Annotated in this window: 12 protein-coding genes and 6 pseudogenes; 9 read left to right on the top strand and 9 right to left on the bottom strand. The window is 67.8% G+C overall.

The window, feature by feature from the left end; all coding sequences use genetic code 11:
* Nucleotides 1-265 precede the first annotated feature (265 nt).
* Entirely contained in the window at nucleotides 266-1,330 is a 1,065-nt protein-coding gene (locus CG723_RS27845) for an IS110 family transposase (protein WP_100596255.1), read from the bottom strand.
* Nucleotides 1,331-1,760: 430 nt separating this feature from the next.
* Here CG723_RS27845 and CG723_RS27850 point away from each other — a divergent pair, with 430 nt between their 5' ends.
* Entirely contained in the window at nucleotides 1,761-2,258 is a 498-nt protein-coding gene (locus CG723_RS27850; protein ID WP_100596256.1) for a DUF4265 domain-containing protein, read from the top strand.
* Nucleotides 2,259-2,335: 77 nt separating this feature from the next.
* Here CG723_RS27850 and CG723_RS49300 read toward each other — a convergent pair.
* Nucleotides 2,336-2,449: pseudogene (locus CG723_RS49300) on the bottom strand (IS200/IS605 family transposase); the annotation flags it as partial.
* Between the two features lie 47 nt (nucleotides 2,450-2,496).
* Between CG723_RS49300 and CG723_RS27860 the strand changes: the two are divergent.
* Both CG723_RS27860 and CG723_RS27865 read left to right on the top strand, forming a co-directional pair.
* Nucleotides 2,497-3,625: pseudogene (locus CG723_RS27860) on the top strand (RNA-guided endonuclease InsQ/TnpB family protein).
* A 181-nt stretch (nucleotides 3,626-3,806) separates the two neighbouring features.
* Nucleotides 3,807-4,127, top strand: a complete 321-nt coding sequence (locus CG723_RS27865; protein WP_100596257.1) for a GYD domain-containing protein — start codon at nucleotides 3,807-3,809, stop codon at nucleotides 4,125-4,127.
* Nucleotides 4,128-4,538: 411 nt separating this feature from the next.
* On the opposite strand, the gene CG723_RS27870 is transcribed toward CG723_RS27865, so the two are convergent.
* The 3 genes from CG723_RS27870 to CG723_RS27880 form a co-directional block, all read right to left on the bottom strand.
* Complete coding sequence (locus CG723_RS27870; RefSeq protein ID WP_199841920.1) at nucleotides 4,539-4,874, bottom strand: hypothetical protein; 336 nt, start codon at nucleotides 4,872-4,874, stop codon at nucleotides 4,539-4,541.
* Between the two features lie 474 nt (nucleotides 4,875-5,348).
* Nucleotides 5,349-6,059 (bottom strand): sulfite exporter TauE/SafE family protein, encoded by a 711-nt coding sequence (locus CG723_RS27875; RefSeq protein WP_100596258.1) that lies wholly within the window; start codon nucleotides 6,057-6,059, stop codon nucleotides 5,349-5,351.
* A complete protein-coding gene (locus CG723_RS27880; RefSeq protein ID WP_100596259.1) occupies nucleotides 6,056-7,471 on the bottom strand; it encodes an amidohydrolase family protein in 1,416 nt (471 codons plus the stop codon). The genes CG723_RS27875 and CG723_RS27880 overlap by 4 nt, the downstream gene beginning before the upstream one ends.
* Before the next feature lie 182 nt (nucleotides 7,472-7,653).
* On the opposite strand from CG723_RS27880, the pseudogene CG723_RS27885 reads away from it, so the two are divergent.
* A pseudogene (locus tag CG723_RS27885) lies at nucleotides 7,654-8,857 on the top strand (RNA-guided endonuclease InsQ/TnpB family protein); the annotation flags it as partial.
* Between the two features lie 47 nt (nucleotides 8,858-8,904).
* Here the strand turns inward: CG723_RS27885 and CG723_RS27890 are convergent.
* Complete coding sequence (locus CG723_RS27890; RefSeq protein ID WP_234374551.1) at nucleotides 8,905-10,518, bottom strand: uracil-xanthine permease family protein; 1,614 nt, start codon at nucleotides 10,516-10,518, stop codon at nucleotides 8,905-8,907.
* A gap of 780 nt (nucleotides 10,519-11,298) precedes the next feature.
* On the opposite strand from CG723_RS27890, the gene CG723_RS27900 reads away from it, so the two are divergent.
* From CG723_RS27900 to CG723_RS47870, 4 genes and pseudogenes are all read left to right on the top strand, one after another.
* On the top strand, nucleotides 11,299-12,252 hold the full coding sequence (locus CG723_RS27900; protein ID WP_100596262.1) for a magnesium transporter CorA family protein: 954 nt from the start codon (nucleotides 11,299-11,301) through the stop codon (nucleotides 12,250-12,252).
* A gap of 159 nt (nucleotides 12,253-12,411) precedes the next feature.
* Nucleotides 12,412-13,125 (top strand): alpha/beta fold hydrolase, encoded by a 714-nt coding sequence (locus CG723_RS27905; protein WP_100596263.1) that lies wholly within the window; start codon nucleotides 12,412-12,414, stop codon nucleotides 13,123-13,125.
* 273 nt (nucleotides 13,126-13,398) lie between these two features.
* Nucleotides 13,399-13,458 (top strand): annotated as a pseudogene (locus CG723_RS49000) (hypothetical protein); the annotation flags it as partial.
* A gap of 238 nt (nucleotides 13,459-13,696) precedes the next feature.
* Nucleotides 13,697-14,170 carry a transposase family protein gene (locus CG723_RS47870; RefSeq protein ID WP_234374552.1) on the top strand — a complete coding sequence of 158 codons (474 nt, stop codon included), beginning with the start codon at nucleotides 13,697-13,699 and terminating at the stop codon, nucleotides 14,168-14,170.
* Between the two features lie 286 nt (nucleotides 14,171-14,456).
* Here CG723_RS47870 and CG723_RS27915 read toward each other — a convergent pair whose 3' ends face one another.
* Nucleotides 14,457-15,194: a VOC family protein gene (locus tag CG723_RS27915; RefSeq protein ID WP_100596264.1), complete on the bottom strand. Its 738-nt coding sequence runs from the start codon at nucleotides 15,192-15,194 to the stop codon at nucleotides 14,457-14,459.
* Between the two features lie 61 nt (nucleotides 15,195-15,255).
* Nucleotides 15,256-15,444, bottom strand: a pseudogene (locus CG723_RS27920) (Tn3 family transposase); the annotation flags it as partial.
* On the opposite strand from CG723_RS27920, the pseudogene CG723_RS49305 reads away from it, so the two are divergent.
* Nucleotides 15,439-15,636 (top strand): annotated as a pseudogene (locus tag CG723_RS49305) (hypothetical protein); the annotation flags it as partial. The pseudogenes CG723_RS27920 and CG723_RS49305 sit on opposite strands and share 6 nt — an antisense overlap.
* On the opposite strand, the gene CG723_RS27925 reads toward CG723_RS49305, so the two are convergent.
* On the bottom strand, nucleotides 15,637-16,092 hold the full coding sequence (locus tag CG723_RS27925; protein WP_100596265.1) for a PaaI family thioesterase: 456 nt from the start codon (nucleotides 16,090-16,092) through the stop codon (nucleotides 15,637-15,639).

Genomic DNA, 16,092 nt, shown 5'->3' on the forward strand with positions numbered 1-16,092 from the left:
CTGCCTTCGGCCCGCTCCGCCCCGGCTGCGCCGACGCCCGCCCACGTGGATAGGGCCGAAGGCCAATCGGCGATCACCGCATGAAGCGGACCCAGACCAGGGCCATGCCTCCGGCGGGGACGCTCAGACTCTGGGATGGAGGGGCGCTGTACGCGGGTGCCGGCCCGTCGTGGCGTGCGCGGGGGAGTTCCCATCCCGTCTGCCATCGACCCAGGCGGAGCCGAGCAGACGCGGCCCCTGGCGTCCAGGAAGCTCCTATAGATCGTCAAGCGGCCTGTAGGAGGTGTAGCCGTGGGATGTTCATGCTGGTCAGATGCTTGTAGACCTCTCGCGCAATGAAGCGTTTGAGGCAGCGGAAGATGTCCTTCTTCGACATGCCTTCGGCAGTGCGTCGCGCGACGTAGAGCCGGGTGCGGGGGTCGTAGCGCATCCGCACGAGGGCGATCGTGTGGAGGGCATGGTTGGCCTGGCGGTCACCGCCGCGGTTGAGGCGGTGGCGGTTGGTCCGGCCTGAACTGGCGGAGATGGGGGCCGCCCCGCACAGGTGGGCGAAGGAAGCTTCGGACTTCAGCCGGTCGGGGTTGTCGCCTGCGGTAATCAGGAGTTGGGCGGCCGTCTCGGTGCCCACACCGGTCAAATCCACCAGCCCGGGAGCCGCTTGCGCGACCAGGGGGTCGAGTTCGGCGTCGGCCTCGGCTATCTCCTCGGTGAGGTGCTGGTAGCGGCGGGCCAGACGTCGCAGCGCGGTTCGAACTGCGCAGGTCGGGTCGGCGAGGTCCGCGCCGGGGCGAGAGCGGGCAAGCTGCGCAATCAACTGGTAGGTGGGCAGGCCGCGCAGTCGTTCCCGGACGCCTGCGGGGGCGGAGACGATGAGCGTGCGGATCTGGTTGATCGTCTGAGTACGGGACTTGATAGCCGAGCGGCGGACCACCCGTAGGGACCGGATGGCCTCCACGATGCCGTCGCGGGTCTTGGGCTGGCCGTGGGCACGGCCGGACAGGACGGCGGTCGCGGCGGCGTAGGCATCGACAGGGTCGGACTTGCCGTTGGCCCGGCGGGCCTTGCGGTCAGGGCGGTCGACGTCGACCAGGCTCACCTCGTTCCTCCCAAGGAACCGGGCGAGTTCGGAGCCGTAGGCGCCGGTCCCCTCAACCCCGACGGCGAGCACGTCACCGTGCAAGCGCAACCACTCCAGCAGGCGCCGGTAGCCGTCGGGAGTGGTGGGGAACGAAGCGGTGGCCAGGTGCCGGCCAATAGTGTCAATAACGGCTGCCTGGTGGAAGTCGGTGTGGGTGTCCACGCCGCCGACCACTGCGATCTGATCTGCCATGCTGGGAACTGCTGTCCTTCCGTGCGATACGCGAGGGATCGCACGGGCCGGTCGGGCGTCAGGACAAGACTGTGATGGGACCTTTGGCCGGGCTCCTATGAGGTCACAGGCGCTCGACCGGCCGCGTGCAGAGCGGCACCGCCCAGACCGCCGACGATTCCTGGAAAAGACAGCCCGAAGCGTCAATCGTTCGGTGGGTCAGGCCGCCGAGCGGTGCCATGACCAATCCTCACAGTCGTTCGTACAGTGGCGCGCTCCACCTGGACGCCAGGAACCACGCCCGCTCCAAGGTGTGTGGGCCGACGGCAGACGGGATGGAAGCCGGGGGAGGGTGATGGCGGAGGCAGTCGGGCAGTGGCAGCAGGTGGTCAGATGATCCACGAAGGAGGTCGAGTTCCCCAGCTCGGACCGACTTTGCGAGGATGCTGAAATGAGCATCGAGAGCCCAGCGCCCTCCGACCACTGCCACGTGGCGCTCCGCGCTGGCTTTGCCAGTTCTGGGAAGCCAGTGTTCGAGACGCTTCCTGCCAGGGCCGTCAGTCCCGGCAGCTATGAACTGACGGGTAGCCCTGGCATGGTCGAGGGCTGCGCGGCCGGAGACTTGCTGAAGATCGACGCCGATGGTCTGTTCCAGATTGAGCGACGAGGCCCGAACCTTTGCATCCAAGCATTCGGCGATCCGCCCTTCGATGCTGAGTCGTTGGAATCCCTGACCAGCGCCTTCATCCCTCTGGGCGGCCTGGTGGAGGCGCCTGCCGACCGGCGGTTCATCGTCGTGACGGTGCCGGCCGCTGCCGGATTCCCTGCGGTCGAGGCCGTGATGGGGACGTGGACAGCAGGCGTGAGCGCGCTGGTCGAGTGGGGCTTCAGTAACGTGTTCGGACCGGACGGAGAGCCGCTGAACTGGTGGCAAGGATCTGAGGCGTAAACGGCGGGGTTCGTCCGTCAAGGCTGCATGTAGCGGATGACACCAGCAGCTGACCCTCTCGATCAAACCCGGAACGGTTCAGTGAACGGTCCGCGCCGGTATTTGGGTGTGAAGACCAAGTGGGCGTGGAGGGTGTGGATGACCGTGCGACCCCTGCGAATATTGGGGTTTGGCTCCCAGCATGGTGACATAGGTCAATACGATCGCCCGTGTGAAGATCGTCGTGCAAGTGAAGCTGATGCCGGAGGCCGAGCAGGCCGCCGCGCTGTCGGTGACGCTGCACACGGTCAACGAGGCCGCGAACTGGGTGTCGGCGGTGGCGTTCGAGCACGGTGTCCCGCGTGAGTACGAGCTGCGCAAGCACACCTACGGCGAACTGCGGTCGCGGGACTGGGGGCGCAGGTCGCCCAGCACGTCATCAAGAAGACCCGCGACGCCTACACGACGCTCAGGGTCAACATCCGCGCAGGGAACCTCGGCAAGCCTGGATCGAAGGGCCGTACCAAGTCCGAGTCCAAGCCCATCGCTTTTAGGCCCGAGGCCGCGCAACCGTATGACGACCGGTGTTTGAGCTGGCAGTACGACGCGCAGGCGGTGAGCATCTGGACAACCTCCGGGCGCATCAAGAACGTCCGCTTCGCCTGCTCGCCTGACGCACTCAAGACGCTCCGGGACCACCGGCAGGGCGAATCGGATCTGATCGAGCGCGACGGCGTGTTCTACCTGCTCGCGACGTGTGACGTTCCCGAGGCCGAGCAGTACGAGCCCGACTACTTCATGGGCGTGGACCTGGGAATCGCCAACATCGCCACCACATCCACCGGCCACAAATCTGCCGGCGCGGCCTGAACCGCCACCGTAAGCGGCACTCCGACCTGCGCAAGAAACTCCAGGCCAAGGGCACCAAGTCCGCGAAGCGGCTGTTGAAGAAGCGCAACCGGCGCGAACAGCGCCACGCGAAGAACCAGAACCACAGCATCGCCAAGACGTTCGTGACCGAGGCTGAACGCACCTCGGCCGGAATCTCCCTGGAAGATCTCAAGGGAATCCGGCAGAGGGCACGGGTCCGCAAGCCTCAACGGGTCGCGCTCCATTCCTGGGCCTTTGCCCAGCTCGCAGACTTCATCGTCTACAAGGCCCGCAGGGCCGGCGTCCCCGTGGTCTTCGTCGATCCCGCCTACACCTCGCAGCAGTGCTGCGAGTGCGGCCACATCGACAAGAAGAACCGGGCAAGCCAGGCCCTCTTCACCTGCCGGAACTGCGGGATCGTTGCCCATGCAGACCGGGACGCTTCCCACAACATCGCCCGCAAGGGCGAGGCTGTGTGGACTGCGGGGCGTGAGTCACGCGTCCCTGCCACCCCATAAAGGTGTCTGGACGGAGGAGCCCACCCAGCAGCCAGTTGGGCGCTACCTCCAAGCCCGGCCCTTCACGGCCGGGTCAAGTTGACGTTCTAACGAGTGAACCCAGCCGTTCCGCGCGTAGCGGCCGGTGTGGAAGCGGGAAGGCCATTCCACACCGGACAAACGATGGGCAGGAAGCATCCCTATGCCGAAGTTCCTCATCCAGGCCACCTACACGCCCGAGGGCACCAAGGGTCTGCTCAAGGAAGGCGCGAGTGGCCGTCGCGCCGCCGTCGACCATGTCGTCACCAACCTCGGCGGGCAGGTCGAGGCCATGTACTTCGCCTTCGGGGAGGACGACATCGTGCTTATCGTCGACTTCCCCGACCCGGTCTCCATGGCCGCCGTCAGCCTCACCGTCAAGGCCAGCGGAGCTCTCCACACCCGGGCCACCCCTCTCCTCACCCTCGATGAGATCGACGAGGCCGCTCGTCGGCAAGTCACCTTCCGCTCCCCTGGCACGTGAGCCCGGGACCCTTGGCCCTGGTACCAGGAACCCGGAACCGACCGTGCCGCCTACCGCCGCCCGTAACCGACCAGGCAGTGTCGCCTGGCGTCACCGGCTGACATCAACGGTGCCGGACGTCGGCAACTTCGGGCGGTCATGGGTGTCGTGCAAGTCTCGCCGCAGTCGACCAGTGTGGCTGCTGGATCGAACTTAAAGCTGGTGTCGCGCGCCCGTCCCTGCAGGCGATGTCCAGCACCCGGCGGGCATTGAACTCCTGCACGACACCAATGTGCTGACCCAGATCCCTGCGGTCGGCATCGAGCGGATCGTGGATCTTGGCCGGCCGCGGGTGTCGATGCGGCCGAAGGCATGTGGAGGACGCGGAAGGGGTGCCCTTCCCCAACAGCGGAAGGGCACCCCCAAGGACGGTCAGCGGTGGTTGTAGCGGTCGTGACCCCAGCGGCTGTCGCGGTGGTGGCCCCAGCGGCCGTCACGGTCGCCACGGTGGTGACCCCAGCGGCCATCGTGGTGGTGGCCCCAGCGGCTGTCGCGGTGGTGGCCCCAGCGGCCGTCACGGTCGCCACGGTGGTGACCCCAGCGGCCGTCGTGGTCGCCGCGCCTGTAGTTGTCACCGTGGCCGTCACCACGGTCATGCGCGGCATGAGATGCCACCGGAGGCGCGGCGGCGGCGCTGGCGCCAGTGGCGCCGCCCACCAGGATGGCGCCCGCGACGCCCAGCGCGGCGACAAAACGGGAAACCTGCATTCCATGCTCCTTTCACGGCAGGTGCCTCATGCGCCTGCCTGGGTCGGACATATGCATGTTGACGTCCGCAATGCGCCGTTACGTCCGACTCGCCATTAAAGGCGCCTTATGTAGCGAAAAATCGTTGAATCGGGAACCGACGCCTGGCGTGTCGGCGTCACGCGCGCGCGTCACGGATGGCTCCCCCGTCCATCAGGGTGAACTTGCGCCTCACGATCCCGCCCACCCCGCGCGCCCCCACAACCCACCTTTCCGCGAGTACCTCCACCAGCAGCAGCCCCCCACCCCGACTCGTCCCGCAGTACCAGTTCGGCACATGCAGGTAGGCATCAGTGCCCGTGGACCATCCGTGGACAGGCAACCGTCGAGTACGCAGAAGCAGCCCTGTGACCAGCAGCGACGCCACAGACCCAAAGGGCCTCCCGAGCCGCTTCGGGGCACGCCCAGATCGTGGCTGCTGCCGTCGCGGCCACGTCAGGCCCGGAGCATCAGGACGAGCCCGGAGACCAATGCGAAGACCAGCACGAACAGACGCATCCTGCGTGCGTCCAGACGGTGGTGGACCAGGCGGCTGAGCCACGCGCCGACGGCGATCGCGGGGAGCAGCGCGGCTGCCTGGCCGAGCTCAGTGACCTGTGCTTTTCCTGTCGCGAACAGCAGTGCCAGGGAGGCGACTTCCCCGACGAGGAAGCACGCGGCGACCGTGGAGCGCAGTTCGGCGGGCGGCCGGTGCTGGTAGACCAGCGCGAGCGGAGGCCCGCCGACGCCGGTCGCGGTCTCGGTCAGCCCGGTCACCGCGCCCGCGCCGACGTATGCGGCCCGCCCGGGCGTGAACGCGGGTACGGTCAGGCTCGCGACGGCCGCGAGCACAGTGGCGCCGCCCACGAACAGGCCGAGGCTGCGTTCCGGGATCAGCCAGAGCACCGCAAGACCGGCCGGGGTGGCGGCGAGCCGCGCCCCGGTGATCCAGCCCGCGCCGCGCAGGTCGAGCGAGGATCGTTCGCGCCAGGCGACGTACAGGTTGAGCGGGATCATCGAGCCGAGGACGAAGACCGGGACCAGGCCGGGATCGAGGATTCCGGCCACGGGCGCGACGATCAGCGCGAAGCCCAGTCCACTGCTGCCCTGGACGAACGCGGCGATGGCCACCGTCACGGCGAGGACCACCAGTATCTGCGTACTCACAGCGTCGTCCTCCGCTCCTGTGACCAGATCAGCGCCCGTGCTGCCGTGGAAGTGGGGTGCGCCCGGGTGACGTTCGCCCTGGCGACGGCAGCGCGGGCCAGTTCGACCGCGCGTCTCACCAACTCTGGCCCGTCCCAGCCGACCGGCCGGCCGTGCCACATACGCAGTCGCCCGGCGACGAAGACGGCGGCGATCTGGTCCCGGTTGCCGCGTCGCACGAGTTCCCACGGCAGGTCCCAGGAGAGCGCGAGCTCCGGGGTGTCGACGTCGACGAGAAGGAAGTCGGCCGCCATGCCCTGGGCGACGGTGCCGGTGCGGGCGCCCAGCCCAACGGCATCCGCACCGCCCCGGTTGGCGCGCTCCAGCCACGTCCAGCCCGCACCGCACGACGAGTCACCGGTCGCCAGACCGTACGCGAGGCGCTGCGCGAACTCGGCGGCCTCCGCGAGCCGGAAGCCGTCGCCGCGGGTGCCGTCGGTGCCGAGCCCGAAGCGGATGCCACGCTCGGCCATGGCGGTCGCGGGCGCGACCGCGTTGCCCTTCCACGCACTGGCGACGGGGTTATAGCTGACGGCGGTTCCTGTGTCGGCGAGCAGGGTCAGCTCGCGCGGCGTGAGCATCGTGGCGTGCGCGGCGAGCAGTTGGGGGCCGAGCGCGCCGACGCGGTGCAGGTGTTCGAGGGGCCGCAGCCCGTGTCGTACGAGGGAACGTTCCACGCCGGCGAGGTGCTCGTTGACATGAATCTGGACGACGGCCCCGGCCTCGGCGGCGAGGCGGGCGGTGGCGTGCAGGGTGCGTTCGGTGGCCGCCTCAGGGATGGAGACGGCCAGGGACGGATGGACGAGCGGATCGCCGTCGTAGCGGGCGAGGTGCTTTTCGGCGTGCTCGACAACGGCCGGGGGGTCCGTCGCGTCCTCGTCCGCGTCGTTGCAGACGAGTCCGAGGACGCAGCGGATTCCGGCGTCACGCGCGGCGGACGCGACCACGTCCACGTCGACACCGGCGCGCGTGCCAGCGTCGGTGACGGTGGTGAATCCGCCGCGCAGCGCTTCGAGGGCGGCCAGCTTGGCCGCGGTGTAGGCCGATTCCTCGTCCAGCGCGCCTTCCAGCGGTACCCAGACCCGGCGGAAGATCTCGGAGGGCTCCCCGAAGGCGAGTGCGGAGCCGAAGCTCTGGGTGAGGTGGTGGTGGGCGTCGACGAACCCCGGCATCAGCAGATGGCCGGGCAGCCGAACGGCTGGCAACTGCGGGTGCGCGCCCTCCAGTTCGTCCGCCGGTCCGACGGCTTCGAAGCGACCGTCGTCGATCGTGACGGCCCAGCCGTCGGCGGGGCCTTCGGGCAGCAGGACTGCGTCCGGTACGAGAAGGAGCGGGCCGGGGCCGGCGAGGAAATCGCGGTCGGATCGGTTCATCGTTTTTCCTTCGTGGATATCCCCGGCTTTAGCCGGAGGAGGAAATGCAGCTCCCGCGTGAGCGGGGCAGGGAAAGCGGATTCGCCGCCAGGGCGGATCGGCGTACACCGAAACCGCTGGCGAGGGACACCGCAATGAGCAAGAGGGCTCAACTGTCAGTCCTCCCAGGTAGGTTCCGATGCATGACGACAGAAGCGACCACGCAGGCGGCCGGCCATTGCCGGTACACCTACCGCGTGCGTCTGTCGGCGTCGGCCCGCACTGCGCTCGAAGCCGAGTGGGACCGGGCACGTTGGGTGTGGAATGAGTGCGTCGCCAAGTCCAAGGCCGTCCACGCGCACAACCGGGCGACCGGCGAGAAGACGACGTGTGGGCCGGTCCAGCTCGCGGCGATGCTGACCGAGGCCCGATCGCGCACGCCGTGGCTGGCCGATGGTGCCTGCGTTCCTCAGCAGCAGCTGATACGCGACTTCGGCAAGTCGCGCGCGAAGGCCCTCAAGGACATCAAGGCGCGGTTGCCGATGCGGCAGCGGGCCGGGATGCCGAAGTACAAGAAGAAGCGCGAAGCGCTGCCCACCCTCGAATACACCAAGCGAGGGTTCCGCCTCAAGGACGGCCGTCTGCATCTCGCCGGCCAAATCGTGGTGCGCCCGGTGTGGTCGCGCGAGCTGCCCGAACCGCCCTCGTCGGTGCGCGTGTACCGCGATGCGGTGGGGCACTGGTGGGCGTCCTTCGTCGTCCCCGCACAGACCGAGAAGCTGCCCGCAACCGGTCGCGTGATCGGCATCGACTGGGGCGTCAAGGAGACCGCGACCACCACATCCGACGACCACGACCTTCCCCATTCCCAGCACGGGCGCACAGCCGGGCAGAAACTTGCCCGCTATCAGCGGATGATGGCCCGGCGCCGCCCTGCGAAGGGACAGGCCGCATCGAAGGGATACCGCGAGGCAAAGCGGCAGAGGGCGAAACTGCACCGTAAGGTCGCGGCCCAGCGGCAGGACACCAGCCGCAAGTGGGCCAAGAAGGTCGTCCGCGACCACGACGCCTTGGCCATCGAGGACTTCAAGCCGAAGTTCCTCGCGAAGTCGACCATGGCCGGGAAAGCAGCAGATGCCGCGATCGGCGCCACCAAGGCGGCGCTCGTCGAGATGGCGAGGAAGCACGGCCGGACCATTCATGTGGTACACCCCGCGCACACCACGATGGACTGCGCGCAGTGCGGAGCGAGAACCAAGCACGCACTACCTCTTTCCGAACGAACGTATGCCTGCACCGCATGCGGAGCCGTCTCGCCGAGAGACAAGAACTCCGCCCGCGTGATGCTGGTCCGGGCTGGTCTTCCACCCGGCTAGTGCTGATCGTGTAAGACCTGCACCCCCGCCGGGGGGCAGGCGACGTGAGCTAGGAATCCCCCTTACGAGGGGGAGGAGTCAACGGTCGCCTTCTGCGCGCGCGGTGGTCAGACGGGCGGCGACGCCGGGCCTGACATGGTGGAAGAGGATGTTGAGAACGGCGGCGGTGAACGTGCCGACGGCGACGCCGCTTTCGAGGAGGATGCGGACGTTCGGCGGGAACGCCCCGTACACGCCGGGGACGAGTATGGGCAGGAGCCCCAGTGCGAGAGCGACGGCGCATATGAAGGTGCTGGTGTGCTTGTCGAGGTCGGAGCGGCCGAGCATCTGGATGCCGAGCACGGTGATGACGGCGAAGACGACCATGGCCGTGCCGCCGACGACGGCGGTGGGGATCACGCTGATCGCACGGGTGACGGGTGCCAGGAATCCGATGATGATGAGTATGACTCCGGCCGCGGCGGTGACGAACCGGCTGCGGACGCCGGTGACGCGGACGATGCCGATGTTCTCCCCGCTGGTGACCATGAGTGGCAGGCCGAAGAATCCGCCGAAGAGCGAGGTGAGTGCGTCACCGCGGACGGTCTTCGGCACGTCGGTCCGCTTGTCGATCTTCTTGCCGACGGCCTCGGCGTTGATGACGGTCTGCCCGGTGGCTTCGGCCATGGAGGCCAGGCTGTAGAGCATCAGCGGCAGGGCGGCGACGAGGTTGAACTCGGGTGAGCCGAAGGGCATCAGGTGCGGCAGGTTCACCAGTGCGCCGCCTGTGGCACCTGCGCCGTCGATCGCGCCGACCGCGGCGGCGAGCGCGGTGCCGGCGAACAGGCCGAGCATGACGGCCAGTTGGCGCAGGATGCCGGTGAAGAGCAGGTAGAAGACGACGGTGAACCCGATCGTCGCCATGCCGAGACCGAGGTTGGTGGGATTCGCGAAGCCGGGCGAGCCGGGCTGTCCCGTGACGAGGACCGCTCCGACCTTCACCAGATTGACGCCGACGATGACGATCATCGTGCCGATGACCAGGGCGGGAAAATACGCGAGCAGCCGGGAGAAGACCGGCAGTACGACGAAGGAGAACACCGCCGTCAGGACCACCGCACCGGTGGCGATGCGCACGCCGTGCTGCTCGGCGATCGCGAGGAACAGGATGAGCGGAGCCCCGCCCGGCAGCATCACGAAGGGCAGCCGCGGCCCGAACTTCCAGGGCCCGAGCGACTGGATCAGCGATCCCACGCCGGACAGCACAAAGGCCGCCGAGAGCAGATCGACGGTGAGACCGGCGCTGAGCCCGAGGGTGGCGCTCATCAGGAAGATCGCCGAGATGGGGGTGGCGGCCATCACGAGGACGTGCTGGATCCCGAAGAGCAGGATCCGCCCCAGGGGGCGCGACTCGTCCACGGGGTGCACGCCGAGTGGGGCATCTTTGCCGGCCGAGGACCCGGTGGTGTCGGGACGGGCACTCTCGGGACGGGGGCACTCATCCGGGTCGACTGTCTGCGTGAGCTGGGAGTTGACGGTCTCGGAGGTCTCGGAGGTCTCGGAGGTGTCGGAGGTGTCGGAGGTGGCGGAGATCTTGGAGGTGTCGGAGTTCTCGGAGGGATGGGCGGTGGGCTCGCCTTCCGGGTGCGTGGCTGCAGGACCGGGGGCCAGCGGTTGGTCGGCCGGTGGCCGGCTCTGACGGGGACTGGGCATGTTCGGGCTCCGTTCGGGCGTACGGCACGCTCGGATTTCAGCCGCGATCCGGCCCTGGACGGAGAGCCAAATCGATTTGGCCAAATCGATTTGGCCGCCAGTATGAAAGCCCTCGGAACCACCGTCAAGAGTGGCGGCACCAAGGGGTTCCGGGATGGTCCGGGCAGTCGACAGCATGCGGCCCGCGACCTTGGAGGGCGCTTCATGAGCCTTCGTCACCCTCGGAAGCGCACTCATCTGCTGGAGATGCCTGAAGTCATTGCGATAGGAGTTCCAGGAACGGTCAACCATGGTCAACAGCGGTGCGCTCCCGCATTCCGAGCGCCGCGCCGGAGCCTGTATGGCCAGGTCAGAAGGACTACGCTTCCACGAGCGCCATCATTCCCAAGCTGAGAGCGCGAGTTCGACTCTCGTCACCCGCTCCAAATGAGCCCCCAGGCCATGGACTCGGGCGTTGTTTGTTGTCTAGACCGGTGGATGGTGCGCGCCACAACCATCAGGAAGCGGCTGGGACTTGTCCGGGCGGTCACGTGCGAAGGCAGGTGCTGAAGGCCGAGGACGGCAGCCGGTCCGGTGGATGGCTCTCACTCTGAGAGCTTCTGTCCGCACCAAGCAGGGCAGGCCACCCTCGTCGCCTCCTGCGAGTGATCTCGTCACCCGTCCGGTCCGCGCGGTGCCGCACATGACGGTGTCCGAGTGCGGAGATACCGGACCGCACTCACGCTGGGACCCTCGGAGTCGTAACCAACGGTGAGGGCCATGATCGTAACGATGGTGTCAATGCCAGAGGTGACCGTCACCCGTACGGACATGGCTGAGGCACGTGAGCGGCTCGCCGCGGCCCGCTTTCTGATCGTCGACGTCGAGCTGCCCGAAGAAGCGCCGGCAGATGGCGAGTCTGTGGCCCGTCAGCTCGGCCTGGAGGCTGACGACCTGGACTGGTTCGGCAGGAAGGACGAGCCCGCGCGGGTCGATTTCCTGGGGCACAAGGCCGGCTTCGTCGTCCCCGTGATCCACGACGACCAGGTCGCTTACATCCACGCGCTGGTGACCGAGCAGTTCCTTGTCACCGTTCACCACGGCCAGGCGGGCCTGGCGTCGAACATCTCCGCGCAGCTCCGGCACGAGAGGCCCCCCGACATCGTGGCCGTGCTCTTCCTGCTGCTCCAGGAGGCGCTGGCGACCTTCCGCCGGGCCGCCGTGCATGACCTGCTGCTGGTGGAGGAACTCGAGGACGACATGTTCCAGGAACGGCGCCCCGAACAGGTCTACCGCCTGTCAATGCTGCGACGGCGCTCAGCCCTCCTGCACCACTCGCTGCTTCCCTATCTTCAGGTGGTGGACGAGGTCTTCACCCGCCGGATGCTGAACCCCAGCTTCCCGGAGGAGCGGCAAAGACTCGCCCAGGAGTTCAGCCACGCGGCGAGGCTGGTCCTGGCGAATATCGAGTCCCTCCAGGATGCCTCCCGTCGTGCTTTCTCCAGCTACTCCTCCCTCGCCGCGGGCGAGCAGAACGGCGTGATCAACCGGCTGGCCATCGTGTCGACGATCTTCCTGCCGCTGACGTTCCTGAGCGGATTCTTCGGTATGAACTTCACCTACCTGACCGACGAGCTGGAGAGCAAGGTCGTCTTCTGGCTGCTCGCCGTGGGGCTTCAGGTGGCCGTCCTGTTCGTGGCCTTCTACGTACTGCACCGCACCCGCATCTGGCGGCGGCTGCGGGACGAGGACTAGGACAAGGACTAGGGGGACCGTCCGGCGGCTCGTGTGGCGACCTTGCGCCCGTGTTGTTGATGTGGACAACGGGGTGATCCGAGGTGCTGACAGGTAGCTGGGTTCGGCCGCTGGTGAACGCCGGACCTCCGCCAGGACCTCTGCGCATATCCTCCGGACATGGTTGATCATCACTCGGTCGACGTGGGAGGCATCCGGCTGGCCTATCAGGTGTCGGGTCCGCTGGACGCTGCCCCGCTCGTCCTGATGCATGCGTTGGGCGAGGACGCCACCGACTGGGACATGGTGGCACCTGCCCTCGCCCGCAGCCGACGGGTTTACGCTCTCGATCTTCGCGGTCACGGCCAAAGCGATTGGCCAGGGAAGTACTCCCTCGAACTCATGCAGACCGATGTGCTCCGGTTCCTGGAGGCACTGGGGCTTGGCCGGGTGGACCTGATCGGGCACTCCATGGGTGGGATCGTGGCCTACCTGTTCGCGGAGGAGCATCCGCAGCGGGTGAGTCGACTCGTCCTGGAGGACGTTCCGGTTCCGCGTCCCCGGGAGCCGACCACACCGACCCGGCCGGACGGCGACCTGGCCTTCGACTGGGAGATGGTGCTGGCCGTCAGGAGGCAGATCGACCTGCCTGACCCGAGGTGGCTGGAGCGGCTCAGCCAGATCACAGCCGAGACTCTCGTTGTGGCCGGCGGTCCACGCAGCCATGTCCCCCAGGACGGCATCGCCGAGCTGGCCCGCCGCATCCCCGGGGGACACACGGTCACCATCCCGGTCGGACACCTGATCCACCACGCAGCGCCCAAGGCGTTCACCGAGGCGGTTTCGGCGTTCCTCTTGTCGGACGAGGACCCCGACCCCGCCCGCCAACCATGAGGGCGACGTCACCGGCCGTGACGTGAAGGAGGCCGCACGGGTTCTTCGAGCGTGACCAAGAACTGGGCCCGTGCGGCCTTGTCCCATCCTGCCTTCACCGGCCTCTCCCGTGCACAACTCGGCGCTCAGATCGAGGAGTTGGCCACACCGCGGCAGGCGCGACGTGAGTCCACGCTGCGTGACTGCCGCGGTGGGGAGCGCCGTGGTGGTGAGCGCGGCCAGCAGGCCGGGGGCGCAAGTACGAACTGGTGTCTACCGACCGGGTTGCTGGTCATGCTGGTCCATCTACGCACCCAGCTTCCGCACGCCGTACCCGCGGAACTGTACGGGGTGGCCCGCTCCACAATCACCGAGGCCATTGGGGAACTCCGGCCGCTGCTCGGCGACCGAGGTTTCGCTGTCCCCGACCGGCCCGGTCTGTGGCTGCGGACTCTCGCCGATGTGTTCGCCTACGCAGCCGCCGAGGGTGTGAAACTGCGCATCGACGGTACCGAAACCCGGGTCCGCCGCCCCCGGGTGACCGACCGGGCCGCTGCGCGTTCGTTTCTCTGCCAAGAAGAGGCAGAACGCCGTGAAGACCACCACGATCAGCGACGGCCAAGGCCGAACCCTGTGGTCCGGGGCCGACCGGCCCGGTCGAATGCACGATCAGACCGCGATACGCACCGAGGGCGTCATCGAGCAATTCCGCCTGCACCCACGAGCGATGGCCGAGGTCGACGAGGGCTACCGGGGCCTGGCCAAGGAGTTCCCAGAACAGGTCAGCGCACCGCCGAAGAAGCCGAAGGGTGAGGGTGCGTCACTCGGAGAGCAGTACGCCTCGCGCGAGATGCGGCGCCGCCAGCCCTCCGCCCGGATCTGTGTCGAGCACGCCAACGCCGAGCACAAGCAGTGGCGCCCGCTGCAACGGTTCCTCGGGCGCCGCGAGTACTACGCCGCCACCCATCGGGCCGTCGTCGGCCTGGTCTCCGATCGCGCGTCCCAGCGGGCCACCCGCCGCAAGCCGAGCACCGAACCCGACTCCGTCAGCTCGACGGCCTGCTGAATCACCCACCGGCCGAATCACCCACTGGCCGAATCACCAGACCAGCACCCCGACCTTCAATAGCCGACCACGTCTTAGCCCAGCTCAAAGGGATCAGCAGGCGCCATTGCGTGGCTGCGTGAGCTGGGCGGCACCGAGGCCGATGAGAACGCGTTGTCCGCCATGGTGGCGCAGATGCGAGAGGTCATCGAAGTCGCGGCGACCAGCACGCGCAAGGCCCGCCGCGATCGTCAGCGCCGCGCACTGCCGCACCGCACCGCCATGAGGGAGCGGACGGAGCTCCGCGTCAGCCCCGGCCGAGGACGCAGAACTCGTTGCCCTCCGGGTCAGCCAGGACGACCCAGGAGACGTCACCCTGACCCACGTCGGCCCGTGTCGCCCCGAGACCTTCGAGCCGGGTGACCTCCCTCGCCTGATCCTCGACAGGGTTGGACATCACGTCGAGATGGATGCGGTTCGATACGACCCTGTCGTCCGGCGTGCGGCGGAACTCCAGGTACGGCCCGACGCCCTTGACGGAGCGCAGCAGGGCGCGGTCGTCGGTCAGTTCGTGGACGGTCCAGTCGATTGCCTCGCCCCAGAACCGGACCATGGCCCGTGGGTCGGCGCAGTCGACGACCACGGCGGCTATCGGCCCGGTGTCCCGGTAGAGCTCTCGGGGCTCCAGAACGCTGAACACGTTGCCTTCCGGGTCGGCCATCACCGTCCACGGCACTTCGCCCTGGCCAACATCGGCGGTCGTCGCCCCGAGCTCCTTCAGGCGTGCGACCAACTCCGCCTGATGGGCGTCGGAAGTGGTGGCGAGCTCGATGTGCACGCGGTACTTCACCGTCTCCGGGTCCGGGACGCGGACCAGGTCGACGCAGACGGCGGATGGGTCCGGCCAGTCGAAGCCCTCGGGTTCCAGGTTGGTGACTCCGGGCCCTTCGCTGGAAACACCCCAGCCGAGCACCTCCGCCCAGAACCGGCCAAGCGCCGAGTCGTCCCGAGCTTTGAAGTTCACCTGAACAAGTTGCAGCGTCATGCCGCACACCCTAAGGGTTGCCCTGTGACTACCACCCGTCGTTGCTGATGTCGCTGCTGCCTGGCAGCAGGCGGAAGTTGAGCAACTCGGTGAAGGCGAACCCGACGACGCTCGCGCCGTGCGTATCAACGTAGTTGGACTCGATCTCGGCGTCCGTGCAATGCCGCAGCAGGCACTCGATCACCGCCGCGACCTCGGACGACGAGCAGGACTTGAGCTGGGAGTAGATGTAGACGTTCTTCCGCTCGACGCCGCTGTCGTCCAGCTCCGCGCCGAGGGAAACGGCATCAAGGACGAGGGTGCAGCCCTGCTCTCTCCGCTCAAGGACCGGCACGTCAACTTCCTGGCCCGCTGTCTGTTCAGCATTAGGGCCAGTGGCCCCGGCCAGGGCCTGCGCCCCCTCCGGGACCCGGATGCCGCCGAGGAGGACGCCGCGTACTGATCACTCGGCCGGCTGGAGGATGAGGCAGGTGGTGGTGGCGTGGGCGATGAGCTTGCCGTTGTCGTCCAGCACCTTGCCTTCAGCGGTGGCGGTGCGGCGACCGGCGTGTATGACGGTGCCGCTGGCGGTGAGTTTCTGGCCGTTGACGTGGGAGGCGCGGATGTAGTTGACCTTGAGCTCGAGGGTGGTGTAGCCGACCCCGGCGGGCAGGGTGGTGTGGACGGCGCAACCCATGACCGAGTCGAGGAGGGTGGCGGCGATGCCGCCGTGGACGGTGCCGAGGGGGTTGGTGAAGTCGGGGCGGGTCTTGAGGGACATGACGACGCGCCCATGGTCGACATCGTCGACGCGCATGCCGATCAGGCGGCGTATGGAGGGGATGTCGTCGCTGTTCGTGCTCTGCACCCAGCGCATCAGTTCCAGGCCGGTCAAGGCGGCGGGGTCGGTGGTCGTCAT

The sequence above is a fragment of the Streptomyces sp. CB01635 genome (genome assembly GCF_002803065.1).
Classification (GTDB): domain Bacteria; phylum Actinomycetota; class Actinomycetes; order Streptomycetales; family Streptomycetaceae; genus Streptomyces.